At 58.4% G+C, this 24,801-nt stretch carries 18 protein-coding genes; 14 read left to right on the top strand and 4 right to left on the bottom strand.

The genetic code is table 11. The features are described 5' to 3' along the window. Positions 1-726: 726 nt before the first annotated feature. From pta to BLQ12_RS13070, 7 genes are all read left to right on the top strand, one after another. Positions 727-2,835 carry a phosphate acetyltransferase gene (pta, locus tag BLQ12_RS13100; protein ID WP_092211113.1) on the top strand — a complete coding sequence of 703 codons (2,109 nt, stop codon included), beginning with the start codon at positions 727-729 and terminating at the stop codon, positions 2,833-2,835. A gap of 180 nt (positions 2,836-3,015) precedes the next feature. Continuing rightward, positions 3,016-4,221, top strand: a complete 1,206-nt coding sequence (locus tag BLQ12_RS13095) for an acetate/propionate family kinase (protein ID WP_092211112.1) — start codon at positions 3,016-3,018, stop codon at positions 4,219-4,221. A gap of 262 nt (positions 4,222-4,483) precedes the next feature. Then, positions 4,484-5,299 carry a DUF2628 domain-containing protein gene (locus BLQ12_RS13090; RefSeq protein WP_175469746.1) on the top strand — a complete coding sequence of 272 codons (816 nt, stop codon included), beginning with the start codon at positions 4,484-4,486 and terminating at the stop codon, positions 5,297-5,299. A gap of 326 nt (positions 5,300-5,625) precedes the next feature. After that, complete coding sequence (locus BLQ12_RS13085) at positions 5,626-7,443, top strand: acyl-CoA dehydrogenase (RefSeq protein WP_092211110.1); 1,818 nt, start codon at positions 5,626-5,628, stop codon at positions 7,441-7,443. 738 nt (positions 7,444-8,181) lie between these two features. Then, positions 8,182-8,640: a hypothetical protein gene (locus BLQ12_RS13080; RefSeq protein WP_092211109.1), complete on the top strand. Its 459-nt coding sequence runs from the start codon at positions 8,182-8,184 to the stop codon at positions 8,638-8,640. Between the two features lie 156 nt (positions 8,641-8,796). Next, positions 8,797-9,531 carry an AzlC family ABC transporter permease gene (locus tag BLQ12_RS13075; RefSeq protein WP_092211108.1) on the top strand — a complete coding sequence of 245 codons (735 nt, stop codon included), beginning with the start codon at positions 8,797-8,799 and terminating at the stop codon, positions 9,529-9,531. Continuing rightward, the gene (locus BLQ12_RS13070; RefSeq protein WP_092211107.1) at positions 9,518-9,841 is read left to right on the top strand and encodes an AzlD domain-containing protein; all 324 of its coding nucleotides are present in this window, start codon (positions 9,518-9,520) and stop codon (positions 9,839-9,841) included. The genes BLQ12_RS13075 and BLQ12_RS13070 overlap by 14 nt, the downstream gene beginning before the upstream one ends. Before the next feature lie 22 nt (positions 9,842-9,863). On the opposite strand, the gene BLQ12_RS13065 is transcribed toward BLQ12_RS13070, so the two are convergent. The 3 genes from BLQ12_RS13065 to BLQ12_RS13055 form a co-directional block, all read right to left on the bottom strand. After that, the gene (locus BLQ12_RS13065; RefSeq protein WP_092211106.1) at positions 9,864-10,670 is read right to left on the bottom strand and encodes an MBL fold metallo-hydrolase; all 807 of its coding nucleotides are present in this window, start codon (positions 10,668-10,670) and stop codon (positions 9,864-9,866) included. Then, complete coding sequence (locus BLQ12_RS13060; protein WP_092211105.1) at positions 10,667-11,617, bottom strand: 4Fe-4S binding protein; 951 nt, start codon at positions 11,615-11,617, stop codon at positions 10,667-10,669. The genes BLQ12_RS13065 and BLQ12_RS13060 overlap by 4 nt, the downstream gene beginning before the upstream one ends. A gap of 130 nt (positions 11,618-11,747) precedes the next feature. Then, entirely contained in the window at positions 11,748-12,179 is a 432-nt protein-coding gene (locus BLQ12_RS13055) for a MarR family winged helix-turn-helix transcriptional regulator (protein WP_175469744.1), read from the bottom strand. Positions 12,180-12,721: 542 nt separating this feature from the next. Between BLQ12_RS13055 and BLQ12_RS13050 the strand changes: the two genes are divergently transcribed. The 7 genes from BLQ12_RS13050 (at position 12,722) to BLQ12_RS13015 (ending at position 23,196) form a co-directional block, all read left to right on the top strand. After that, a complete protein-coding gene (locus tag BLQ12_RS13050; RefSeq protein ID WP_092211103.1) occupies positions 12,722-15,049 on the top strand; it encodes a sigma 54-interacting transcriptional regulator in 2,328 nt (775 codons plus the stop codon). Between the two features lie 723 nt (positions 15,050-15,772). Continuing rightward, positions 15,773-17,134, top strand: a complete 1,362-nt coding sequence (locus tag BLQ12_RS13040) for a thiolase family protein (RefSeq protein WP_092211101.1) — start codon at positions 15,773-15,775, stop codon at positions 17,132-17,134. Positions 17,135-17,168: 34 nt separating this feature from the next. Then, a complete protein-coding gene (locus BLQ12_RS13035) occupies positions 17,169-18,023 on the top strand; it encodes a 3-hydroxybutyryl-CoA dehydrogenase (RefSeq protein WP_092211100.1) in 855 nt (284 codons plus the stop codon). Positions 18,024-18,107: 84 nt separating this feature from the next. Further along, the gene (locus tag BLQ12_RS13030; protein WP_092211099.1) at positions 18,108-19,280 is read left to right on the top strand and encodes an acyl-CoA dehydrogenase family protein; all 1,173 of its coding nucleotides are present in this window, start codon (positions 18,108-18,110) and stop codon (positions 19,278-19,280) included. Between the two features lie 101 nt (positions 19,281-19,381). Further along, positions 19,382-20,359 (top strand): CoA transferase subunit A, encoded by a 978-nt coding sequence (locus BLQ12_RS13025; RefSeq protein WP_092211098.1) that lies wholly within the window; start codon positions 19,382-19,384, stop codon positions 20,357-20,359. Next, positions 20,356-21,165 (top strand): CoA-transferase subunit beta, encoded by an 810-nt coding sequence (locus tag BLQ12_RS13020; RefSeq protein WP_175469742.1) that lies wholly within the window; start codon positions 20,356-20,358, stop codon positions 21,163-21,165. Before BLQ12_RS13025 ends, BLQ12_RS13020 begins: the two co-directional genes overlap by 4 nt. A 600-nt stretch (positions 21,166-21,765) precedes the next feature. After that, a complete protein-coding gene (locus BLQ12_RS13015) occupies positions 21,766-23,196 on the top strand; it encodes a glycoside hydrolase family 5 protein (protein ID WP_092211097.1) in 1,431 nt (476 codons plus the stop codon). A gap of 109 nt (positions 23,197-23,305) precedes the next feature. Here the strand turns inward: BLQ12_RS13015 and BLQ12_RS13010 are convergent, their stop codons facing one another. After that, on the bottom strand, positions 23,306-24,664 hold the full coding sequence (locus BLQ12_RS13010) for a sigma-54 interaction domain-containing protein (protein ID WP_175469741.1): 1,359 nt from the start codon (positions 24,662-24,664) through the stop codon (positions 23,306-23,308). Positions 24,665-24,801: the final 137 nt, after the last annotated feature.

Genomic DNA, 24,801 nt, shown 5'->3' with positions numbered 1-24,801 from the left:
GGGCACCCCGATCACTCTATGCCAACCGGCGCGGCGACGCAAACACCAATAACCGCCCCCGGGTTCCCCCACCGGGCATAAGGGGCCCTATCCTTCGATTTCGGTTGGTCATCCCCCCGTTTTATGGTAAATTGCCCCTCGTTGGTTGATTCTGATTTGCATATTTTACCGAACGTTCAATATCTTACCTTTGGACGCTGGATGTGACGTCAGGTGACCCCGACTGCTTTACCGGGTCGGCCCAACCCCCCGTTGGGCCGACCCGGTAGAGCGCACACAACGCGCCACAGGTTGACCATCCGCAGGTCGCATCCCCTCGCGTGGACTTTGCCTCTAATGTGGAGAACCGCTTCCATGCCGTTTCCCCGCATGTTGCGCAAGCCCCCCTGGCTTTCGAACACGACGGAGATCTTTACCGGTGACGCCAAAAATAATCAGGCTGTCATTAACGGAAACAAACGCTTGCAAAGTGTTCCAAAAGGTGGACTCCGTGTCCGTATTTTCGCACTATCCCGAGCCTTTTTAGAGAGTTACCGGAAGTTCATTGGAAAATTGTTGCTTGTTTCGACAACATGAAGTATGAGACTATTTTCCCTTGCGGCGTCGTCAAAACGCCCCGGACAATCGTGTTAAGGTTCCGTTCCCAATGCAAAAATATGATTGATACGGCACGTCGTGCCTTTACATGTATAGTGTTGCGTTACCAGTAATCAAGGAAATAGGCGTATGGCAAAGAGTCTTTACATCAGCACAACCAACGCCAGGAGCGGAAAGTCAACCATCGTTCTTGGTATCATGCAGCTTCTCTTGAGGGATCTGCAAAACGTTGGCTTTTTCAGGCCCATCATCAACCCCGTAGACGGGGAGCGAGACTACGATACCGATCTGGTCCTCTCCCACTTCTATCTCGGCATGAGATACGAAGACACCTACGCGATGACCCTGGACGAAGCCAAAAAACTTGTAAATGCCGGCAAACAGAACCAGATGATCGAGATCATTCTCAACAAGTACAAGCAGCTTGAAGAGAAGTACGATTTCGTTCTCTGCGAAGGCATCGATTTCGTGGTGGGCAACGAAGCGTTCACCTTCGACATCAACGCCGTGGTTGCCGCCAACATGGGCTGTCCCGCCCTGGTGGTCACCAACGCGCACAACGCCACCATCGATGAGATTGTGAGCCTCAACCACCTGGCCATGGAAGATCTCGAGGACAAGGGAGTTGACATCCTCGGCATCATGGTCAACCGGGCAGAGGCCTCCCAGACCGAGGTGATCCTTGAGACCCTCCAGAAAGACATCAAGGTGGAGAACTGCTCCTTCCACGTGATCCCGGAAGACAGCAACCTCATGAAGCCCACGGTGGCTGACCTGCAGAAATGGCTGGGCGCCGATGTGATCTACGGCAAAAAAGCCATGGACAAGATGATCGACGGCTACGTCATCGCCGCCATGCAGATCAACAACTTCCTGAACTACATCAAGGAAGACAGCCTCGTGGTCACCGCAGGGGACCGGACGGACATCATCCTGAGCGCCATGGCGTCCCGTCTCTCCAATGCCTACCCCAACATCTCCGGCATCCTCCTCACCGGCGGCATCGCCCCGTCCGAGAGCATCCAGAGACTGGTGGAAGGCTGGGAAGGGATCCCCGTTCCGATCCTTCTCGTCAACGACCCCACGTACCCCACCATGCGAAACTTGAACCACGTGCACGCACGGCTCGAGTCCAACAACCCCAAAAAGATCGCGTCCGCCCTGGGTCTCTTTGAAGCCCATGTGGACACCCAGGAGATGCGCAGAAAACTCATCGAGCGCAAATCCGTCAACGTCACGCCCCAGATGTTCGAGTACAACCTCATCCAGAAGGCCAAGAAGAACAAGCAGCACATCGTTCTTCCCGAAGGCACCGGTGAGCGTATCTTAAATGCCTGCGACATTCTTTTGCGTCGCGACGTCTGTGAAGTGACCCTCCTCGGCAAAGAGTCCGAAATCCAGGCCAAGATCTCCAAGCTCGGCCTCGACCTTGCCGGCGCCCACATTGTTGAGCCTGCCAAGAGCCCCCTGTACGAAGAGTACGTCGCGGAGTTCTATGAGATGCGCAAAAACAAGAAGGGCATGAACCAGGACGTTGCCCGTGACCTCATCAGCGACGTCACGTACTTCGCCACCATGATGGTACACAAAGGCCACGCCGACGGCATGGTCTCCGGCTCCGTCAACACCACGGCCCACACCATCAAGCCCGCATTCCAGATCATCAAAACCAGGCCCGACGCCTCCATCGTCTCGTCCATCTTCCTGATGTGCCTGAAGGATCGTGTCCTGGCCTTTGGTGACTGTGCGGTCAACCCCACCCCCAATGCAGAACAACTCGCTGAAGTCGCCATTGGCTCCGCCCAGACCGCCGAAATTTTCGGCGTGGATCCCCGGGTAGCCATGCTCTCCTACTCAACCGGGTCTTCCGGCAAAGGTGCCGAAGTGGAGAAAGTGATTGAAGCGACCCGCATCGCGAAGGAGCGTTGCCCCGATCTGCTTCTCGAAGGTCCCATTCAGTACGATGCCGCCATCGATCCCTCGGTGGCGCGAACCAAACTGCCCGACAGCAAAGTTGCAGGTCAGGCTACGGTCTTCATCTTCCCTGATCTCAACACCGGGAACAACACCTATAAAGCGGTACAACGCTCCTCCGATCAGGTGGTTGCCATCGGCCCCGTCCTTCAGGGCCTCAACAAACCGGTCAACGACCTGTCCCGAGGCTGCACCGTACCCGACATCGTCAACACCGTGGCCATCACCGCCGTTCAGGCGCAGGCGGCCAAAGGTCTGGTTTAGGTTACAGGACCGGCACACCATGCACGATAAAGGACGGCCCCACAGGGAGACACATATCCCGGGGCGGTCCTTCCTTCGCACGGTCCGCAGCTCAAGGAGTGACCGCAGGAGCCTCTGTAACGGCCCCGGAAGCGGTCATTCCGATCAACGACTTACTTCGGTTACAAGGTAAATTTTATCATGAAAGTATTGGTTATTAATGCTGGCAGCTCATCCCTCAAGTACCAGCTTCTCGACATGGAAAATGAAGCCGTTATGGCAAACGGCATTGTAGAACGTATCGGCGAAACCGTGGGCAAGCTCACCCACAAGGCCTTCCCCGACACCGACAACGAGAAAAAGGTCGTCAAGGAAGAAGAGATCAAGGACCACAAGATCGGCATGCACATGGTGCTGGACCTCATCACCGGTTCCGAAGCCGGCGTGATCTCCGACCCCAAAGAGATCGATGCCATCGGCCATCGCGTGGTCCAGGGCGGCGAAGCCTTCACCAGCGCCTGCGTGGTTGACGGTCCCGTCAAGGTTGCCATTGCGGACAACAACCCCCTGGCACCCCTGCACAACCCCGCCAACCTCATGGGTATCGAAGTGGCTGAAGAGCTCTTCCCCGGCACCCCCAACGTAGCGGTATTCGACACCGAGTTCCACTCCACCATGCCCAAGGAAGCCTTCCTCTACGCCCTGCCCTACGACTACTACAAAGAGCTGCGCATCCGTCGTTACGGTTTCCACGGCACCTCCCACAAGTATGTCTCCCGCAAAGTGGCTGAATGCATGGGTAAAAAGGCCGACGAGATCAACGTCATCACCGTGCACCTCGGCAACGGCTGCTCCATGGCCGCTGTGGAAAAAGGCAAGTGCCAGGACACCTCCATGGGCATGACCCCCCTTGCAGGCGTCATGATGGGCACCCGAAGCGGCGACATCGACCCCGCCATCGTAGCCTACATCGCTGAGAACAAAGGCATGAGCGCCACCGAGGTGGACTCCGTGCTCAACAAGCAGAGCGGCCTGAAAGGCGTTTGCGGCCTCAACGACATGCGCGACATTCACTCTGCCGTTGAAAACGGCGACGAAATGGCCAAGCTGGCTCTCGACATGTTCGCCTACGACGTCAAAAAATACATCGGTGCCTACACCGCCGTCCTCGGCAGCATCGACGCCATCGTCTTCACCGCCGGTATCGGCGAGAACGACGACATCACACGTGCCCTCATCTGCGAGAACCTCTCCGGCCTCGGCATCGACATGGACTTCGACAAAAACAACGGTCGCAAGGGCGAGCCCACTGCGGTTCACACCGACGCCTCCAAGGTTCAGGTCTGGGTCATCCCCACCAACGAAGAGCTCCAGATTGCCCAGGAAGCTGTAGAACTGCTCAAGTAAGTTTTCGGTTTTCCCGCTATGATTGAAAAAAAGGCTCGAAAGGACCCCTCGTCCCGCCGGGCCTTTTTTTTTCCAGCCCCCGGTCTCCCTTGCCCCGAGGAGGAACTGCGGGGTTGACGCAAAAAAGACGTTGGCATACATACAGATCAATTTGTAAGATAGAGGTGCCCGGTCAAAGGGGATGTTCCCCTTAACGCACCGCACTGTTTTAAGCCAGATTCGTTCACCGACGAACGCAGACACACCGATGGGAGGAAACACGTTGAAAGAGCTCTATGTGGTCCTGTTTGAAGGAAAAGTCAGGGAACGTGAGAGCAAGCGGGAGGTCAAAAGCCGGCTCATGGACTGTTTCAACATGGGCCAGGCAGGCATTGACCGTCTCTTCTCCGGGCAGCGCGTCATCGTCTTTCGGAGCGAAGACAGAACCAAGACCGATGCCTTTGCCAAACGGTTTGCCGAGACCGGAGCCCTCTGCCGCATTGAGGTGGATTTCCAGGAAGAGGCTGAAAGGCAGGCATGGGACGCCGGAGCGGCCAGCCAGCCCGAAGAAGACACCCGGACCCAGGATGCCCACTGGGAGGCCGACGACAGCGCTTCGTCCGAGGACGAGTCCCCCCTGCTGCCCCTGTGGCAGGCCTATGCCGGACCCCGCGGGGAGTGGTACGCGGAAAAGTTCAAACTCTTTTCCAGGAAAGGGCGCACCGCCTTTGTTCCCTCCTGGAACTGGGGAGCCTTTCTCTTCGGCATCGTCTGGCTCATCTACCGTAAAATGTACGGCCTGGCCCTTCTCTTTTTCGGTATCTCCGCAGCCGGCATCGTCATTCCCGGGGGCAGCCTGGCCGTCTCCTTCTTTTTCGGCGCCTTTGCCAACTTCCTCTATTTTCTCCACGTCAAAAAGAGGGTCGACGCCATCATCGCAGCCAGCGACCAGATCGACCCCAACCAGGCCTTGGAAACCTCCGGGGGCGTCAACCCCATCCCCAAGGTCCTGGCCCTGTTTCTCATCATGATGGGGATCATGGCCTTTATTGGGTCCTATCTCTTTGATCTAAACGGGCTCGCCCCCCACATCCAATAGCGCCGCCATGCCCCTTTGCACCCCGGCAATGCGCCGGGGTGCCCCCACTTCTTCCTTGACATCAAAAAGAAAAATCCCCTAGTCTGAAGGCATCACCCCGAAGCGCCCCTTAGACACCGTCCCTGCCATCCTCCTCCACTCTCCGTCGCACCGCCATGGACACGACGCCCCTGAACCCTGACAGGGCCCGGGTGAAACGGTGGCTGGCACATCAGCGGCATCGCCCCATACCCACACCTTCGGAACCCTTCCCCATGTCCCTGTGGAGACGCGATGCACCCATTGGATGGCATTGCCTTATATCTTTTCATGACAAGGAGGTCAGCATGGCCGCTCAGCACGTGGCAGACAGACGGGACATCGACTTTGTGTTGTTTGACCAGTTTCATGCGGAGTCGCTGACAGAGCACGCGATGTACGCCGACTTCAACCGCAAGACCTTCGACATGGTGATCAGCGAGGCACGCAAGTTCGCCCTCAAGGAGCTTCTGCCCACCTACGCCACGGGGGACCGGCAGGGGGTTCAGTTCGACCGGGGCACGGTGACGCCCCCTGAGTGCTTCCGGCGCCCCTTTGACCTGTTCTGCCAGGGGGAGTGGCTCGCCCTCTCCGAGGAGCCGGAGCTGGGGGGACAGGGGCTCCCCTTTATCATCAGCCACGCCGCCGGTGAGTACCTCATCGGGACCAACTTTGCCTTTTCCAGCTACGCCATGCTGGGCCACGGGGCAGGCAAGATGATCGAGCATTACGGCACCGAGGAGCAGAAAAAGCTGTTCATCAAAAAACTCTATTCCGGCACCTGGACCGGCACCATGCTCCTCACCGAACCGGATGCGGGCTCCGACGTGGGGGCCCTCACCACCTCGGCCCGCCGCAACGACGACGGCACCTGGTCCCTTTACGGCACCAAGGCCTTCATCACCTCCGGGGACCACGACCTCACCGAGAACATCATCCACCCGGTGCTCGCCCGCATCGAAGGGGCCCCTGCCGGGACCAAGGGCATCTCCATCTTCCTGGTTCCCAAGATATGGGTCAACGAGGATGGCTCCCTGGGAGAACCCAACGACATCGTCTGCACCGGCATTGAAGAAAAAATGGGACTCCACGGAAGCGCCACCTGCAGCATGGCCTTGGGGAGCAAGGGCGCCTGCCGGGGCCTTCTTCTGGGGGAGGAGAACAAGGGGATGCGCATCATGTTCACCATGATGAATGAAGCCAGGCTCGGCGTGGGCATCCAGGCCTTCTCCCACGCATCGGCCGCCTATCTCCTGGCCCTGGAGTACGCCCGGACCCGCAAGCAGGGCCGGGCCATCGAAGAAGCCCTGGACCCCACCGCACCGTCCGTGCCCATCATCGACCACCCGGATGTCCGGCGCATGCTCCTTGAGATGAAATGCTGCGTGGACGGCATGCGAAGCTTTGCCTACTACATCGCCCTTCTCATGGACCACCACAGGGTAAGCGATGCCCCGGACGTGCAGGAACTCTCCGACGACCTCGTGGGCCTTTTAACCCCCGTCCTCAAGGCCTACAACGGCATCAAAGGCTATGAGGTCTGCATCAAGGCCATCCAGGTCTTCGGCGGGGCCGGCTACCTCCGGGACTACACCGTGGAACAGATCGCCCGGGACTGCAAAATCGCTTCCATCTACGAAGGCACCGACGGCATCCAGGCCATGGACCTTCTCGCCCGAAAACTCGGCATGAAAAAAGGCCAGGTCTTCATGGAGCTCCTGAACCGCATGAACCAAACCATCGAAGACGCCGCCGGACTGGCGGCCACACAACCCCTCACAGACAATGCGTCCAAAGCCGTCAACCGCCTGGGCGACTGCGCCATGGCCATGGGAAAAACCCTCCTTGGGGGCAACCTCCGCACGGCCTTTGCCCACTCCCTTCCCTTTCTGGAGGTCATGGGCGATGCCGTCATGGCCTGGATGCTCCTCTGGCGCGCGGCCACGGCGGCCAGAAAGCTGGAAACAGGGGCCCCGAAAAAAGAGATCCCCTACCTCAACGGCCAGATCAAAGGGGCCGAGTTCTTCTTTGCCAACCTTTTGCCCGTCACCTTCGGCAAGATGGACGCCCTCATGGCCCTGGGAGACGCTGCCGTCACCATAGAAGACAAAGGCTTTGGGGGATAAGGGACCTGAAAAAAACAAAAGCGATGCCTCCGGCGGCGAGGTGTGCCACCTCGAAAGCTGGTTGCGAATGCGCTTTCCCCTTCGTTCCTCAGGGAAAATCACATTCACTGTTGATTCTGAATAACTAAGTCTGTTTTCGAATTCTGTTTATTAAACTTTTTTAGAAACTTAGCCCCCGGCAGGGCCACCGGAGGCAGCTTTAACTTGGCTGCCTCCGGCGGCGAGGGTGGCCAAGCCGCGTCAGGTAAAAAACACCTTGAAGGCAGGTTGCGGATGCGCTTCAAACAAACGTGGCCCTGGTCATCGTTTGGACCATCGGCGTATTGACATCATCCCCCGAATACCCTTGTCCCCTGGAGCGCCGCACTCCTGTGCGGCACGGGTAACGACGGACTGAAATGCCGCACCGGAGTGCGGCGCTCCGTTTCGGTCGATCTTTCGCGGCTGTTTTGAAGGTCGCTGATAGGCCGCCTGGGCATACGCTGAATTGTTATCACGGTTGTCCTGATTCATAGAAACTCTCACAAAACCCTTCCCCCACGTTCACCACAGAAGGCTCTTTCGTTGTGGTGAGCCCATCGGCTACGCTTTCCTTTTTTCCATTTCCTGCAATCAATTCCTGTGACAGGTTATCATTTTGTCTGCTATGGTTTAATCACTACCACAATAAAAGAGGAAAACGCCTATTGCCAGTCGTCAGACACGTCTCAAGCCAGGCCCGGAGCCGAAAGGGATCAGATGATTACCACCCGAACCAGTGCAGCCCAGGAGCGCATCATACTAGTCATCATTGCTGTGGGAACATTTCTTATTTCAAGTCAACTTGACTTATTTGAGCAAATTGTGAATCTTACCCACACCTATGAAACCTATGAACTCGATGAGCTGATCATGGTTTGCATGGTTCTGGTGTTCTGCCAGGCCATTCTCCTGCACAGAAGGTGGGCCAGCCTGAAACAGGCCAAGCGATGCCTTGAAAACCAAAACCACGAGCTGCAGGAAGCCCTGGCAGAGATCAGGCAACTCAAAGGGATCATCCCCATCTGCGCCTCCTGCAAGAAAATTCGCGACGACCAGGGCTACTGGCACCAGGTGGAAGCCTACCTCAGCGCCCACTCCGAAGCACGGTTCAGCCACGGCATCTGCCCGGCGTGCATGGACACGCTCTGCCATGAAATTGAGAACACCAAACCGTAACCACCCCGCCCCCCCGGCTCGGGTTGCCCTTGCCGCCAGCGTCCCTTCATCTCCAAGGATTGACTTAAGTACAGCTTTCGATTATTAACCTTTTTCATAGAATTCAGGCCGCCCGCCGGGCGGCTTGCCACGTTTTTCAAGCAGGTATGTGTCACTATGAATGTTGCAACACACGACGAGGAGCTCGGCGTCTCCCCGGCGATTAAAACATCCCTCGCCCAGGGGCTCCTGGCCATCTGGCCCATCTGCGTCGGGTACATCCCCCTGGGACTTGCCATGGGGGTCCTGGGGGAAAAAGCGGGGCTCACCCCCATCCAGGTCTGTTTCATGTCCCTGTGCGTCTTTGCAGGCAGCGGGCAGTTCATCGCGGTCTCCATGATCACGGCAGGGGCCTCCATCCCCGCCATCGTCCTGACCACCTTCATCGTCAACCTTCGTCACCTTCTCATGAGCTCATCCCTTGCCGTCCACTACCAGGGAGCCTGCCGGAAGAAGATCACCATGCTCAGCTACGGCATCGTCGACGAAACCTTCGCCGTCAACTTAAACCAGCTCAAAAACGGGCCCTGGGGCATCGACAAGGCCATTGTGGCCAGTTACGCAGCCTTCTTCTCCTGGGTGGCCAGCACCACCATGGGCTGCTTCTTCGGACGTTTCATCCCGGAGAACGCCTTCGGTCTCAACTACGCCTTGACGGCCATGTTCATTACCCTTCTTATCTACCAGCTCAACGGCCCCATTTTCACACTCACCGCCGTCATCGCAGGTGCCGTGGCCGTGGGGCTCTCCCTTGTCATGCCCGGCAACGCCTACATCATCATCGCGACCCTTTTCGCGGCCACAGCAGGTGTGATCATCAAAAAATGGAGGCGCCCCCATGGAAACCAGTAACTTTGTCCTTCTTGTCCTCGGCATGGGACTTGTCTCCTTTATTCCCCGCTGGGTGCCCCTCTTCTTCCTCTCCAAGCGACAGCTCCCTTCCCTGCTCATTGAGTGGCTGGAGCTGATCCCTGTGGCCATCTTAAGTGCCCTTCTCGTTCCGGCCCTGGTCACCACAGGCACGCCCAGGGTCTTTAACCCTGTCTCCATCGAGATGATGGTGGCCGTGCCCACCTTCATCTTTGCCTGGTACACGAAATCATTGGGGGGAACCCTGGTGGTGGGAATGCTTCTCTACTGGGGTGCAGGATTGGTACTGTAGGCACGGGTATCAAGACCGACCGTCAAACGGAGCAGGAAAGGCACTGCCGTACCAGATTCTCACTGCTCATGTGGTTGCAGGAAATGTACCCCACAAGGCCCTTTTTCCCGAAAAGGGCCCGCGTGATCTCACCCGGGGTGCGTCCCGCCGCATGCATCCCGCGAACCTCTTCGATGAGCGCCAGATAATACGCCAACTTTTTTTCCAGCATCCCGTGGCCGTTTTCCACAACCCCCTTGTGGGCACAGAAGAGGGTCTCAAAATCATACCCAAGGATGGTTTTCAGGCTCTTTAAATGTCCGGTCAGGTCTTCATCGGCCCTGAACATCTTCACTTTTGGGGCCAGAAAGAGGTCACCGGTAAAAAGCCACTTCCTGTCCGGCTCCAGAAAACAGACATGGTCCGGGGAGTGCCCCGGTGTATGGATGGGCACAAGGGTGTGGCCGCAAGGTGTGGCCACGGCCTCCCCCAGGGGCTCCGGCGACACGGCAGGGGTGCTCCCCCAGAAGACCTTCTGGTACATCCGGATGGGAAAGCCCTCACGTAAAAGTTCCAGGCCCAAAGGGTGCGCGAACACCGGGGCACCGGTCATCCGGGAGAGAAAGGCCGCGTTGCCGCTGTGGTCCTCGTGGTGATGGGTGAGAAGGATCTGACGCACCGACCTCCCCTCGAAATAACGGGCCACGGATTTCCGGTCGTTGGGCGGCCCTGTGTCGATGACCGTCTCGCCCACGCAGAAAATATGGACCGTTGAGTTGTCTGCCAGGTTGTATTTGCCGACCTTTACGCCGGTCACGGAGTCATGGGTAAATGTGCGGATAACAGTCATGAATCACCTCGTTTCAACGGCTGCATGGATGGTTCAAAGAAATCGTTGTCATTGGGAAAGGCGTGGTCCATCAAGTCCTGCCTGCTGCCTGCGACCAGCCTGAAAAGAAGGACGGAAGGCACCATGACAGCGTGGATATAGACCAGCGAAAGGATCAGCCGGATCGGCCCGGGTTCAGGCTCCTTCCTCACACGGCTGGGAGATAATACCATCTCTATGGCGCCGGACGGGCAGACGGCCGCGCAATGGCCACACCCAAGACAGGTATCAAGATCAACCCATACACCGCCCCCGGTTATCGAAAGCGCCCCAACGGGGCAGGCAGCAGCACAGGAGGAACAGTCCGTGCAGGCCTCCCCACCCCAGACAGGAAGATAGGGCCCGGAGTTATAGATCGGCACCCCGTAATCATACCGCATCTTCATGGCGATGCAGCAGCAGGTGCAGCACATGCAGATGTTGTTCTGATACGGCTGAATGCAGGATTCCAGGGAGAGGACCAGTCCCTTTTCATAGGCGTTTCGAAGAATCGCAAGGGCATCGCCCTTGGAGAGCCCTGCCTCGCCTTTCATCTCTTTTCGCAGGGCGGCCGTATGGTTGATGCGCATGCAGGTATAAATCGGGGCATCGCACCTGTTGTCCTCCGCAATGACGCGGCAGGGACAGGGATCCACGTACAGATCGGTTGCCGTCTCAATGACGGCCTCCATCTCCTTCAGGGGAAAGACCAGGGAATTGGTGTGGAGGTAGCGATAGTAGAGGTGAAGCCCTTTTTTGACAAACCGGCCCACCACGGGCAACCGCGCCAGGGTCCCGGTGAAATGGTAAAACCGGATGGCATCCATGGTACCGGGCAGGTACCTTTTCAGGAGGTTGGTTCGGATCCTGCCGGTATGATCAACAATGTCCAGCGCTTCGGATGTGTGGAGTCGTCGGCTTGATGTCATCTGATATCCCCGATAAGAGGCCCGGTACGAATGGATGAAAAGGCCGCCCCTTTTCGAAAATCCGCTGCCATTGCATCGCGCCCGTTATTAGTTTTGATACAAACAAAATCATCGACCCGAAGCCACGCCGTCAGCTCCGCTTCAGGTTACGTTCGATCTTATCCATGAGGAGGAACAGGATATCCCGCTCTTCACGGCTCATATCCTGAAAGAGCTTCTCCTTGAGCCCGGCGGAAATCCGGGCCATGCTCTCCATGTGCGTTGCCGCCGTCTCCGTCAGGGTCACCCGGACCTTTCGCCCATCGTCCGGGTCCGGCTCTTTTTGCACATACCCTTTCTTTTCAAGCTGATGGATAATGGTAGAGACCGTAGACTTGTCCTTATACGAGTGCGCGGCAATGTCCTTGACAGCCACAGGCCCTTTGGTGTGGACAATGTAAAGGATGTCGCCGAAGGACGGGGGCAGGTCCTTCACCCCGGCCCTGGCCATCTCCTCTTCCAGAAAAGAAAACGCGAGCTTGCGGATAACACTGAGCTTGTAGACAAAATGTGAATCTGACATATTCATATTTTGTTTTGTACCAAACCAATTCCATACCGTCAACGAAAGACAGTCCGGTGCGTGCCCACCGGGTTGAACGCCGTGACGCAACGTGGCCAACCCGCCACATATCGTGCACCCCATTCCGCGCCGCACAATTCCCCCACAATTCAAATACATTACGAACCACACACGCTTACCCCGGCACAAAAGGCCACCCGCCATGTGGCGATTTATTCACATGGCCTGTCCCCGCCCAACCGGCCCAAGGCCCGGCAACCCGGCATGTTTCGCCCTGACGGCCCGGTGGAATACAATTTGCTATACATATCAAACGTCGTTTGCGATATGTTACATAGTTCCACTGCCCGAGACTCACCGACGGCCCCGTGCCTGCCCCTGATGCAGCTGTCCTGCCCCACGCCGGAAACAAGGCCCGTTTGCTCACCCTCCTTGCCTTTTCGGCAGCACAGCGGCCACAGCCCGCAACCGTCGGCGGTACCCGACACACACACCGACCACGCGTTCACGATCTTTTCAACCCTACGGCAAGGGATTCCATCATGATCACATCCGTTGATGTCAGCAAGAATGACCTGATGAGGGAGTTGGGAAAGATGAACCGGTTTATCAAGATCCTCAGCCGGTGCAAAAAAGCCTTTATCCATGAAAAGGATGAAAAAAACCTGTTGAATGAAATCTGCCGGATCATCGTGGAGGTGGGCAGCTTTCCCTTCGTGTGGATCGGCTTTGCCCAGGCCGGGGCAAAAAAAACGATCCTGCCCGTGGCCACCTGTGGCTATGAGGAGGGCTACCTCCGGGCCATTGCCCCCACCTGGGGTGAGAGCGCCGACAACCCGTCCCCCATGGACACGGCCATCCGCTCCGGCACGGTCTGCACCATCCCGGATATCCGGGCAACGGACACGGCCTCCACCTGGCAGTACGAGGCGATCCTGCGGGGATTCGGCTCCGTTGTGGCCTTCCCCCTGATCTCCGACGGCAACACCCTGGGGGCCATCTCCATCTATGCAGGCGACGCCCACGCCTTTGACCCGGAAAAGGTGGACCTCCTGCGGGAGCTGGCCAACGACATCACCTGCGGGGTCCTCAACCTGAGATCCCAGCTCGAAGGCAGTCATATCAAGGGGATGCTCAAGGAGACGGAGGCAAAATACAGCGGCGTCCTCGAAAACACGGGCACCGGGACCATCCTCATCGAAACCGACGGCATGATCTCCTTTGCCAACGCCACCTTTGAAACCTACAGCGGCTATAGCGCAGAGGAGCTCATCGACCGGATGAAGTGGTCGGATGTCATCCACGCAGACGACCGCCCCAGGCTCTCCCGCTACCACGTCTGGCGCCGAACCGAGCCGGGACGTGCCCCGGATGTCTACGAGTGCAAGATGATCACAAAAACCCGGACGGTGAAAAACATGCTGATGAAGGTGGGCATGGTCAAGGGGACCCAGATCAGCATCGCCTCTTTCATGGACATCACCCACGCCAAGCTGGCCGAGGATCGCCTCAAGCAGCGGGAATCCCAGCTCCGGGCCATCATCGAAAACTTCGACGGGATGATCTACATCCGGGACATGGACCACCGCATCGAGTTCATGAACACCCCCCTCATCGAGTTCCTCGGCGGTGACGCCATTGGAAAACGGTGCCACAGCGTCATCTACGGATTGAACACCCCCTGCCCCTGGTGCCGAAGCCGCTCCCTGCTCAAAGGCGACCCCATCAAAAAGGTCCTTAAATGCCCCAAAAACGACAGGTGGTACGACTCTGTCATCTCCCCCATCCACGGCTCCGACGGTTCGGTGTCCCGCATCCAGGCCATCATCCGGGACATCACCGAACAGAAAATGGCGGAAGAGGCCCTGCTTGAACGGGAAAAGGGCCTGCGCCAGGAGAACCTCCGCCTCAAATCCACCATGAAGGACCGCTATAAATTCGGCGATATCGTGGGCAAAAGCCAGGCCATGCAGACCGTCTACGAGCTCATCCTCAAGTCGGCCGCCAGCGATGACCACATCATCATCTACGGGGAGTCCGGCACGGGAAAGGAACTCGTGGCAAAGGCCATCCACGATGCCAGCGGCCGCTCCGCCCAGAATTTTGTGCCCGTCAACTGCGGCGCCATCAACGAAAACATCATCGAAAGCGAATTTTTCGGTCACAAAAAAGGGGCCTTCACCGGCGCGGACCGGGACCACGAGGGTTTCCTGGACAAAGCCGACGGCGGCACGCTCTTTCTGGATGAGATCGGAGAGATCGGGCTCAACATGCAGGTCAAGCTCCTGCGCGCCATTGACGGGGGCGGGTTCACCCCGGTGGGGAGCAACGAGGTCAAAAAGCCCGATATCCGCATTGTCTCAGCCACCAACCGCAACCTTGTGGAACACGTTAAAAATAATAGGATGCGGGAGGACTTCTTCTACCGAATCCATGTGATCCCCATCTACCTGAAACCCCTGCGGGAACGAAAAGAGGACCTCCCCCTTCTCATCGAACATTTTCTCAAGCGCTTCTGCCCCACCACCAAGGTCCCGCCGGTCACGGGAAAATTCCTGGAGGCCATCACCCATTACGACTGGCCCGGAAACGTCCGGGAACTCCAGAACGCCCTGCGCCGGTTCATCTCCCTTAAAGAACTCAACTTCAGCTCCGGCATCACCCCGGCCTTCAGCCCCCTGGACCAGGCCCCGACCGGCGCCCCCGATGAATTCACGGACCTGAAAACGGTCATGAACACCTTTGAAAAGCAGGTCCTCACCGACATCCTCCAGAAATGCCACTGGCACCGGGAACGCGCCGCTGCCATGCTGAAAATCCACCGCAAAACCCTCTTTGGAAAGATGAAAAAATACGACCTCATGGTCTGATCCCACCTGCCTTGCGTTGCCGCCCCACACGGCGGCAACGCAAGGCTTCCTCCCCCACACACACCAAAGAAAATGCCTTCTATGGTTAAAGTGCATGGAAAAGCCTGCCTCCGGCGGCGAGGTGTGCCACCTCGAAAGCAGGTTGCGAATGCGCTTTCCCCTTCGTTCCTCAGGGAAATCACATTCGCCTTTGATTTTGATTGGCCTGAATCTGTTTTTTAAAGCCTGTTTAGTAAACCCGCTTTTTATAAATCAGGCAAAAGTTTAGCCCCCGACAGGGCCGCCGGAGGCATCTTTAACTTGGCTGCCTCCGGTGGCAAGGTGTACCACCTTGAAAGCAGCTTGCGAATGCGCTTTCCCCCTCGTTCCTCGGGGAAAATCACATCCACATTTGAATCACCCTTTTTCGCCTGCGCATTCGGACACCCGTCACCCCATATCGCCCGCCCACCCGCCACGACTCAAACCTTTTTTATTTTAAGCTCTTACCTAAAAATAAATAGCCATGTGCGTGGTGTTTGCGCCCCGGAACGCAATGGATACCCTCCGCCCCACACAACGCGTAATGGTCAATTAATTCAGAATGTTAAAAAGCAAACCCTTTCCATTGGCACGGGTCCTGCTCTTTGTCACAGGCCAGCGGACCACAGGCGCCTCCCACCCATGGGGGCCGAATCCCGGTACGGTCCGGCACCAACCCCAAACCCGAAACAGGAGCGAGGCATGTCAGATTTTGTCCAGACACTGGAAGTCAAGAGAGCAGACGTCTACAGGGAAGCCCCCATTGCCGAATTCGGCCAGCGGAAACCCGAGTTCAAAGGCATGGGAAAAAAGGTGGGCAACCGGTTCAAAAACCACCGGGACGTCGTGATTGTGGAGGCGTGCAGGACCCCTTACGGCGTCATCGGCGGCCAGCTGAAGCAGTACGATGCCCCGGAGCTCGGGGCCATGGCCATCAAAGAGGTGATGAGGCGCATGGACGGTAAGATCACGCCGGAAGAGATCGACTACGTCATCATGGGCCAGGTGGTTCCGGCAGGCTGCGGCCAGGTTCCCGGACGGCAGGCAACGATCCTGGCCGGGCTTCCCGAGTCGGTGCCCTCCATCACCGTCAACAAGGTCTGTTCATCGGGCATTAAAACCATCGACCTGGCCTCCCAGATGATTCAGCTCGGACGGGCCGACATCTGCATCGCCGGCGGCCAGGAGAGCATGAGCAACTGCCCCTATGCCCTCCCCAACATGCGGTTCGGGCAGCGCATGGGCCTTCCCAGCGGCGAAACCAGGGACCTCATGGTCTATGACGGCCTGTGGGACGCCTTCTACAACCGGCACATGGCCATCCACGGGTCGGAAACCACCGACGAGTTTGGCTTCACCCGGGAAGACAACGACGAATGGGCCCTTCACTCCCAGACGTCTGCCGTGGCCGCCATGGAAGCCGGTAAGCTCGACGACGAGATCTTCCCTGTGGCCTACCGCAACGGCAAAAAAGCCGATGTGATGACCAAAGATCAGGGCCCGCGCCCCACAACCACCCTGGAAGGCCTGGCCAAGCTGCCCCCGGTCTTCGGCCACACAAGCACCGTCACCGGTAAACCCGGCAGCGTCACTGCCGGCAACGCCCCCGGAGTCAACGACGGGGGAGACGTCTGCCTTCTCATGAGCCGGGAAAAAGCCGACAAGCTTGGGCTAAAGCCCCTCTTCTCCATCGTGGACTACGCAGAAGTCTCCCAGCCCACCAAAGACATCGCAACGGTCCCCGGCCTCTCCATCAAAAAGGTCCTGGAACAAAACGAGCTCACCTGCGCGGACGTGGACCTCATCGAAATCAACGAGGCCTTTGCCGCCGTTGCCCTGGTCAGCGCCCGGTCCATCCTGGGCCTCTCCAAAGAGGAGATGAAGAGAAAAGTCAACGTCAACGGCAGCGCCATCGCCTACGGCCACCCCATCGGGGCCACCGGGGCCCGCATCGTCATGACCCTGGCCTACGAGCTTCGGCGCCGGGGCGGCGGCATCGGCGTCTGCGGGATCTGCTCCGGTCACGCCCAGGGCGATGCCATGCTGATCCGTGTTGAGCCGTGACATCAACTACAAATACACAACGGAGGTTTTTCCCATGGAAATCAAAAAAATCATGGTGATCGGTGCAGGTCAGATGGGTGGCGGTATTGCCCAGGTCGCCGCCCAGGCGGGTTTTGACACCGTTCAATACGATATGCAGATGGAGTTGGTGGACAAGGGCATGGCGGTCATGGACAAAAACCTGTCCCGCAGCGTGGCCAAGGGCAAGATGACGGAAGAGGAAAAAAATGCGGTGTTAGGCCGGATCACGTGCTCCACCAGCCTTGAAGATGCCGCGGACTGCGACCTTATCATCGAAGCCATCGTCGAAAACATGGAGATCAAGGCTGCGGTGTTCCGGGAACTTGATCGCATCGCCCCGCCCCATGCCATCCTGGCCACCAACACCTCTTCGCTGCCCATCACCCAGATCGCGGCATGCACAAGCCGCCCGGAAAAGGTCATCGGCATGCACTTCATGAACCCGGTGCCCGTGATGAAGCTCGTTGAGGTCATCCGGGGCATTGCCACCACCGATGAGGTCTGCGGAACCATCCTTGAGGCCTCGGAAAAAATGGGCAAGGTCCCCGTGGAGTGCAAGGACGTGCCGGGGTTCGTGTCCAACCGGGTCCTCCAGGTGATGATCAACGAAGCCCTCTGGGAACTCTACGAGGGCGTGGCAACAGCCGAGGGCATCGACAACATCATGAAGCTGGGAATGAACCACCCCATGGGGCCCCTGGCCCTGGCCGATCTCATCGGCCTGGACACCATCCAGTCCATCCTCGGCGTGCTTCAGGAGGGCTACGGGGATCCGAAGTACCGCCCCTCGCCCCTTTTGAATCAGTACGTCAACGCAGGCTGGCTGGGACGGAAAACCGGCAAGGGCATCTACGACTACGCCGATTGACCCGAAACCTGACCCTCGCCCCCCACGGACAAAAATGGCCGCCTGCCCCGGCAGGCCGCCACACACTCAGCAAAAGGAGTCACCATGGGATTTCAAATCAGCAAAGAACAGCAGATGATCCAGCAGATGGCAAGGGAGTTCGCCCGAAAGGAGCTGGCGGAAAAAGCCGCGGACAGGGACAAAAACCATGAGTACCCCGCAGACAGCCTCAAAAAAATGGGGGAGTTGGGACTCCTGGGCATGCTTGTCTCGGAGACATACGGGGGAGAAGACATGGGCACCGTGGCCTACTCCCTTGCCCTGAGCGAAATCGCATACGCCTGCGCGTCCACGGCCGTCATCATGTCCGTGCACAACTCCATCTGCTGCGGAAGCCTTGAGCGCTTCGGCACCGAAGAGCAGAAAGAGACCTTCCTCCGGCCCATGGCCGCCGGAGAGATCATCGGGGCCTTTGCCCTCACCGAGCCGGAAGCCGGTTCCGACCCCCAGTCCATGGCCTGCACCGCAGAGAAGGACGGGAACCATTACCTCATCAACGGCACCAAACGCTTTATCACCAGCGGAAAAAACGGCGGGGTCACCATTCTTTTGGCCCGCACCGCCCCCACGGGCAGCAAAGGGATCACCGCCTTTCTCATCACCCCGGACTTGCCCGGCTTTGAGGTGGGACGCGTCGAGGACAAGATGGGCCAGTGCGCCTCGGACACCGTGGACCTGAACTTCACCAACTGCCGCGTGCCCGCATCCAGGATGCTGGGCAAGGAGGGGGAAGGGTTCCTCGTGGCCATGTCCGGCCTCGACGCCGGTCGCATCGGCATCGCCTCGTTGGCCCTTGGCATCGGCACCGCAGCCCTGGACGAAGCCAAAAAGTACGCCAGAAAGCGGGAACAGTTCGGAAAGCCCATTTCCGAGTTCCAGGGAATCCGGTGGATGCTGGCCGACATGGCCATGGATGTGGAGGCGGCAAGGCTCCTGGTCTTAAACGCCGCCGCCACAAAGGAACGGGGCGAAAACTGCACGGCCCAGGCCTCCATGGCCAAGTGCTACGCCTCGGAGATGGCCCAGCGCGTCACCGGCCAGGGCATCCAGATCCATGGCGGTTACGGCTACACCAAGGAGTACCCGGTGGAACGCTTCTACCGGGATGCACGCATCACCACCATTTACGAGGGCACCAATCAGGTGCAGCGCATCGTCATCGCCAACGACCTGATGAAGGACCAGAAGAAAAAGAGAAAAAACAAAACCGCGGCATGACCCCAGGGCGACGGCCTCGGTAAACGGGCACCCCACCTGCTCTTTGTGCCCCTCGGGCGGGGCCGCAACACCATCACGCAGTTCATCGCAAGGAGAGTACCATGGGTAAACCACAACACACCGGTTTAACCGAAGCCATCGGTCTGATCCACGACGGCGACATGCTGACCTTCAGCGGATTCACCATCTGGCGCCGCCCCATGGCGGCGATCTATGAACTCATCCGACAGAAAAAAAAGGACCTGCACCTGGTGGAGGTCAACGGCGGCACCCACAGCGACCTGCTCATCGGCGCGGGGTGCGTCAAGGTCTGGGAATCCTGCTGGATCGGCCATGAGCTCTACGGCAAGATCGGGGCGAACCTCGCCCGCAAGGCCGAGGCCGGGGAGGTGGTCATCGAAGACTACTCCCATGTCCAGATCCTGGCCCGCATGGTGGCCGGTTCCATGGGCCTTCCCTATCTTCCCACCTACGCCAGCCTGGGCACCGACATGCTCAACCCCGCCTACGACCACCTTGGCCAGATGGGGTTAAGGGACGGCTCCCACGCAAAAATACCCAAGCTGAAATCACAAATCGTGGACGACCCCTTCTACGACAGCCAGCTTCTCCATGTGCCGGCCTGCAACCCGGACTGGTGCATTGCCCACGTGCAGATGGTCGGGGAGGAAGGCACCGTCAGGATCGAAGGGCAGACCTACTCCGACGCCGAAGCCATCAAGGCATCGGACAAGGTGATTGTCATCGCCGAGCAGGTGGTCACCGAAGAGTATATCCGCAGGGACCCCACCAGAAACCTCGTCCCCGGCCATCAGGTCCACTACATTGTGGAGCTTCCCTGGGCGGGTCACCCCACGGGGTGCTACGGCCAGTATGAGACCGACGGGGAATTCATCCGGGATTTCTTCAACACCACCCGCACCCAGGAAGGTCTGGACAACTGGGTGGACGAGTGGGTCATGGGCGTGGACGACTTCGACGCCTACCTCCAGAAAATAGGCGTCCAGCGGCTGAAAACACTGAAGGCCAACCCGGCCTTCGGATACTCCACAAGGGTAAAAAGGGGAACGCGATCATGACACGTCCCAACTACGTCAAACAAGGCGAGTTCAAACCCATGGACCTTCTCACCGTGGCAGCCGCCCGGGAGGTCAAAGACGGGGACATCGTCTTTGCCGGAACCGGCCTGCCCATGCTGGCCATCATGCTCGCCCAGCACAACGCCTCTCCCAACGCGGTGTGCATCTATGAAGCCGGCAGCGTCGACGGCCGCCCCATCTCACTGCCCACCTCGGTGGGTGATGCCCGGTGCAGTTACCAGGCCGCCATCTCCTCGGGCCTTTCCGATGTGTTCAACCAGCTCCAGCGCGGCGTGGTGGACCTGGCCTTCCTGGGCGGGGCCGAAGTGGACCGGTACGGCAATGTCAACACCACCGGCATGGGGACCTACGGTATGGTGCCGGAGAAACGGCTCACCGGCAGTGGCGGGAACTCCGACATCAACGGCCTGGCCCGCAAAACGGTCTTTATCATGCCCCAGGAGAAAAGGCGGTTCAAAGAGCGCATCGATTACATCACCTCACCGGGCTGGCGCATCCCCAAATGGCCCTCCGGAGAGATGGTGCCCAAAAAAGAGGTCTACAACCGGGCCTTCCGGGGAGGGCCGTCGGCGGTCATCTCCAACATGGGGGTCTTTCGATTCGATGAAAACGGCGAAATCTACCTGGACACCTACCACCCCGGCACCACGCCGGAAGCGGTGAAGGAGCACTGCAGCCTGGACCTGAACCTCTCACGGGTAAGCGGAGAAACCGAGCTGCCCACCTACGAAGAGCTGGAGCTGCTCTACAACGTCATCGACCCGGAGGGGATTTTCCTCCAATAGGCCATCAACAAAGCCGGGTGCCCCGAGCCGGAGCGCCCGGACACCTTGAAAAACACCCTGGCCCGGATATTTCTTGAGAAAACGATCACTCCAGAAATATAAATGTCATTACAGCTTGTCAGCGAGAGAAGTTGAGATATTTCAAAAATGTATAGTGTACCTATCTTCTGCATTATCAGAGCCTTGAATATGGGGACACTCGACTCGTGAAATATCCGGGCTGGCTCCCCCACGGATTATTGCAGAATCCCCGCCTGTGCCTGAGGCCGCCTTTCCGAACAAATCACGCGCACAAAAAACAACATTCAAGCCTTGTGATAAACACAAGAAAAAGCTACATTTTCATCAACTATCCATAAACAATATTTCGCCGATATCACCCCTTCTCAGGTACCGTCACGAAGCGTATCCCTCGATCCATCTCAAAGCCCCAACCCATCTCCCTCACCCACCCGATGATGTCCCCCCGGAGAGATCCCTTACGCCGTTTTTCATCCACATCAGCAAGGGCTCCGGCACAGCGCCGAGACGCAGTAAAAGTGCCATGCCCCCACACGTAACCCTGGCCCCCGGACCAGGCAACCCCTTAAGGAGAATACCATGCCCTCAAAAACCAACACCCCCCTGGCGACCTCCGTGGACGTCACCAACCAGAGTGACGACTGGACCCTGTTTGAGGTCACCGTCACCAACACCCTGACCACAGCCCTTGACGCCGAGACCTGCACCCTTGAGGTAGAAGCCGATGAAGCCGTCATCGCGACGTTTAAATCGGCCTGGGTCACCTTGGAGATGGAGGCCATCCCCTCCGTATCCGGGACCACCCTCACCATCACCCTCCAGGCCGAGGATGCTCCCGTGTTCATTGACCCCGGTGATACCTTTGTCATCGGCTTTGATTTCGAGACAGGGGATCTCACCGCCGACGACCTCACCTGCACCGCCTGGGTCGATGAAGGCCAGGGAGAGGTCCCGGGCATGGACACCCCCTCCACACGGGGCGCCCTCTCCGTGGGAACCGACGGTCGCCTCAAGGGTGAAGACGACCTGGACATACAGCTTCTGGGCATCAGCTCCCACGGCTACACCTGGTACGGAGACTTTCTCAACCCGCACACCATGGGTCAGATCCCCTCGGTCTTCAACGGTAACCTCGTGCGCGTTGCCATGTACACGGCAACAGATGACAACATGGGCTACCTCGACTTCACGGACGGGGGACAGGACAACCTGCGAGATGAGATCAAAGCCCGGGTGCAGGAAGCCATTGACGCGGACCTGTACGTCATCATCGACTGGCACCTCCTCTACGACTTTACCTATGGGTTCCAGCCCTTTCCGTCCCGGGACTTTTCCGGCACCGTGGAGATGGGACCCGAGGAGTGGAAAAGCCATGCCATCGACTTTTTCCAGGACATGGCGGAGACCTATCAGGACACCCCCAACGTGCTGTTTGAAATCTGCAACGAGCCGAACTACTCCACACCGGAAAACTCACCGGAGAGCCCCTTGTACACCTGGGAGGACATGAAGGAGACCGCAGAGGAGATCATCTCCGCCATTCGGGACACCGGGGCGCAAAACGTCATCCTCGTGGGGACCCCCGAGTGGTGCCAGCGCCTGGACCAGGTCATCGAGGCTCCCATTAGCGGTCAGGACAACATCATGTACGCCCTGCATTTTTACGCCAAGGAGCACCTGCCCGAGCCCGGCCAGCACGTCTTCAACATGTTCCTTGCCGCCATGGCCGAAGGACTGCCGGTGTTTGTAACGGAATTCGGGACCACCATGGCAAGCGGAAACGGCGGGGTAAGCCAGGGGGACACCGAGGGCTGGCTCAGCGCCCTGAACGACAACATGGTGAGCTATGCCAACTGGAGCCTCAGCAACAAGGCGGAGGACTCTGCGGCCCTTGCCACCACCGCCGAGGCAGACACCTGGGGAGAAGACGACCTCTCCACCTCGGGGGAGACCATCGCAGGACTTTTTAAAGACAAACCTTCCGGAAGCAAGCTGATGCAGGCAGTGTAAAACGGAAAGGCCCCTGCCGACCGGCAGGGGCCTTGGTGTGTAAGCAGTGAAGGGGACATGTCGGTGGGGTTGCCAAGGAACAGAGGAACAATCACACACGAAGCGGGGCTCACCGCCGCTTGCCGGCAGGCATGGTAAGGCCGTGTTTTTTGAGTTTTCTCACCACACTGGACTGATCGATGCCCAGATATTCCCCCACCTCCCGGGTGGTCCGATGCATGGAAGCTGCCTGCCTGAGGAGCTCTTTCTCGTAGGCATCCATCTTTCCCTTCAGGTCTTTCTGGGAATCGCCGGAAGGATTCAGGCCCTTGAGGCCAGACGGGGAGGATTCCAAAAAGTCGCACTCGCCAAGGACAACGATCTGACGGGCGATGTTCTTGAGTTCCCGCACATTTCCAGGGAACGGGTAATCGTAAAGCTGGTCCAGGAGCCCCCGGGAGGGATAACGGCACAGCCGGTATTGGCGGTTGTATCGCTCGATGTAGTGATCCAGGAGCCCTGCGATGTCTTCGGGACGCTGCCGCAGGGAGGGGATGGTCAGGGAAAACCCGTTGAGGCGATAGTAGAGGTCCTCGCGAAAACGCCCCTGCTTTACCGAGGCTTTGAGATCACAGTTGGTGGCGGCCACCACCGTGCAGTCCACCTTCTGGACCCGGGTGCTGCCCAGGCGCGTCACCTCAAAATCGTCCAGGTACTTGAGCAGCTTGGCCTGCAGGGGAAGGGGCAGGGTCCCGATCTCGTCCAGGAACAGGGTCCCCCCGTTGGCCGCTTCAAAGAGCCCCTCCTTACCCTGGGTCCTGGCGCTGGTAAAGGCCCCGCCATCGTACCCGAAGAGTTCGGATTCCAGAAGGTTTTCGGGCACGGCGGCACAGTTCAGCTGAACAAAGGGATGATCCTTGCGCCTGCTCTTCTCGTGGATCAACCGGGCAAGGAGCCCTTTGCCGGTGCCCGACTCTCCCAGGACCAGAAGGCGTGAGACCCCGGCATCGGCGAGCTTGAAGCTCCGCTCCAGCAGTCGGCGGTACAGGGGGCTTTTGGCAACCACCTCATAGCGTCCCATGGACACCACCCCGGGATCGCCAAAGGCCTCGCCGAAGCCGGACCGGATCCGGCTCACCTCCGAACGAACCGCTTCGTCGTCAAGGTGGGAGATCTCCTTCTCTTTGACGACAATACGGACAATCTCCCCCCGGTCGTTGACATACGGAGTCCCGGTGTTGATGGTACGTACCCCCGTGCGCAGGGACGCCGCCTGGGTCACTCCCCGGCACCGGCTGCGAAAGATATCATGGGCCACGGATCGATCGTAGAGACCGTCCTGGATCAGCTCGATATAGCACCTGCCGATGAGGGACTCGGCAGTGATGCCGCCGAACTCCTCTGCTTTTTTGTTCACGGCAATCACCCGCCCAAAAGCATCCCAGATCCAGATCCCGTCCGAAGACGAGTGCAATATGTCCTCCATCATCACCATCCCTGCATGCAGCGGGGCAAGACTCCCCCAAGCCCGGCCCATCAAAGAGAAAAACGCGCGTAACCACATCCGCACGACGGGCAATCATATCTACTTCTATCCGTGGAGTCAATCACCGCAGACCCACCTGA

Origin of the sequence: Desulfoluna spongiiphila (assembly GCF_900101345.1) — a bacterium.
Taxonomy (GTDB): Bacteria; Desulfobacterota; Desulfobacteria; order Desulfobacterales; family Desulfolunaceae; genus Desulfoluna; species Desulfoluna spongiiphila.
Note: the sequence above shows the minus strand (reverse complement) of the source record. Positions and strands in the feature narration are given on the sequence as shown.

What these genes read in the sequence shown, in the direction of transcription:
- pta (WP_092211113.1), top strand. Translation starts at nt 727, where the DNA reads ATGGCAAAGAGTCTTTACATCAGCACAACCAACGCCAGGAGCGGAAAG.
- BLQ12_RS13095 (WP_092211112.1), top strand. Translation starts at nt 3,016, where the DNA reads ATGAAAGTATTGGTTATTAATGCTGGCAGCTCATCCCTCAAGTACCAG.
- BLQ12_RS13085 (WP_092211110.1), top strand. Translation starts at nt 5,626, where the DNA reads ATGGCCGCTCAGCACGTGGCAGACAGACGGGACATCGACTTTGTGTTG.
- BLQ12_RS13080 (WP_092211109.1), top strand. Translation starts at nt 8,182, where the DNA reads ATGATTACCACCCGAACCAGTGCAGCCCAGGAGCGCATCATACTAGTC.
- BLQ12_RS13075 (WP_092211108.1), top strand. Translation starts at nt 8,797, where the DNA reads ATGAATGTTGCAACACACGACGAGGAGCTCGGCGTCTCCCCGGCGATT.
- BLQ12_RS13070 (WP_092211107.1), top strand. Translation starts at nt 9,518, where the DNA reads ATGGAAACCAGTAACTTTGTCCTTCTTGTCCTCGGCATGGGACTTGTC.
- BLQ12_RS13065 (WP_092211106.1), bottom strand. Translation starts at nt 10,670, where the DNA reads ATGACTGTTATCCGCACATTTACCCATGACTCCGTGACCGGCGTAAAG.
- BLQ12_RS13060 (WP_092211105.1), bottom strand. Translation starts at nt 11,617, where the DNA reads ATGACATCAAGCCGACGACTCCACACATCCGAAGCGCTGGACATTGTT.
- BLQ12_RS13055 (WP_175469744.1), bottom strand. Translation starts at nt 12,179, where the DNA reads ATGTCAGATTCACATTTTGTCTACAAGCTCAGTGTTATCCGCAAGCTC.
- BLQ12_RS13050 (WP_092211103.1), top strand. Translation starts at nt 12,722, where the DNA reads ATGATCACATCCGTTGATGTCAGCAAGAATGACCTGATGAGGGAGTTG.
- BLQ12_RS13040 (WP_092211101.1), top strand. Translation starts at nt 15,773, where the DNA reads ATGTCAGATTTTGTCCAGACACTGGAAGTCAAGAGAGCAGACGTCTAC.
- BLQ12_RS13035 (WP_092211100.1), top strand. Translation starts at nt 17,169, where the DNA reads ATGGAAATCAAAAAAATCATGGTGATCGGTGCAGGTCAGATGGGTGGC.
- BLQ12_RS13030 (WP_092211099.1), top strand. Translation starts at nt 18,108, where the DNA reads ATGGGATTTCAAATCAGCAAAGAACAGCAGATGATCCAGCAGATGGCA.
- BLQ12_RS13025 (WP_092211098.1), top strand. Translation starts at nt 19,382, where the DNA reads ATGGGTAAACCACAACACACCGGTTTAACCGAAGCCATCGGTCTGATC.
- BLQ12_RS13020 (WP_175469742.1), top strand. Translation starts at nt 20,356, where the DNA reads ATGACACGTCCCAACTACGTCAAACAAGGCGAGTTCAAACCCATGGAC.
- BLQ12_RS13015 (WP_092211097.1), top strand. Translation starts at nt 21,766, where the DNA reads ATGCCCTCAAAAACCAACACCCCCCTGGCGACCTCCGTGGACGTCACC.
- BLQ12_RS13010 (WP_175469741.1), bottom strand. Translation starts at nt 24,664, where the DNA reads ATGATGGAGGACATATTGCACTCGTCTTCGGACGGGATCTGGATCTGG.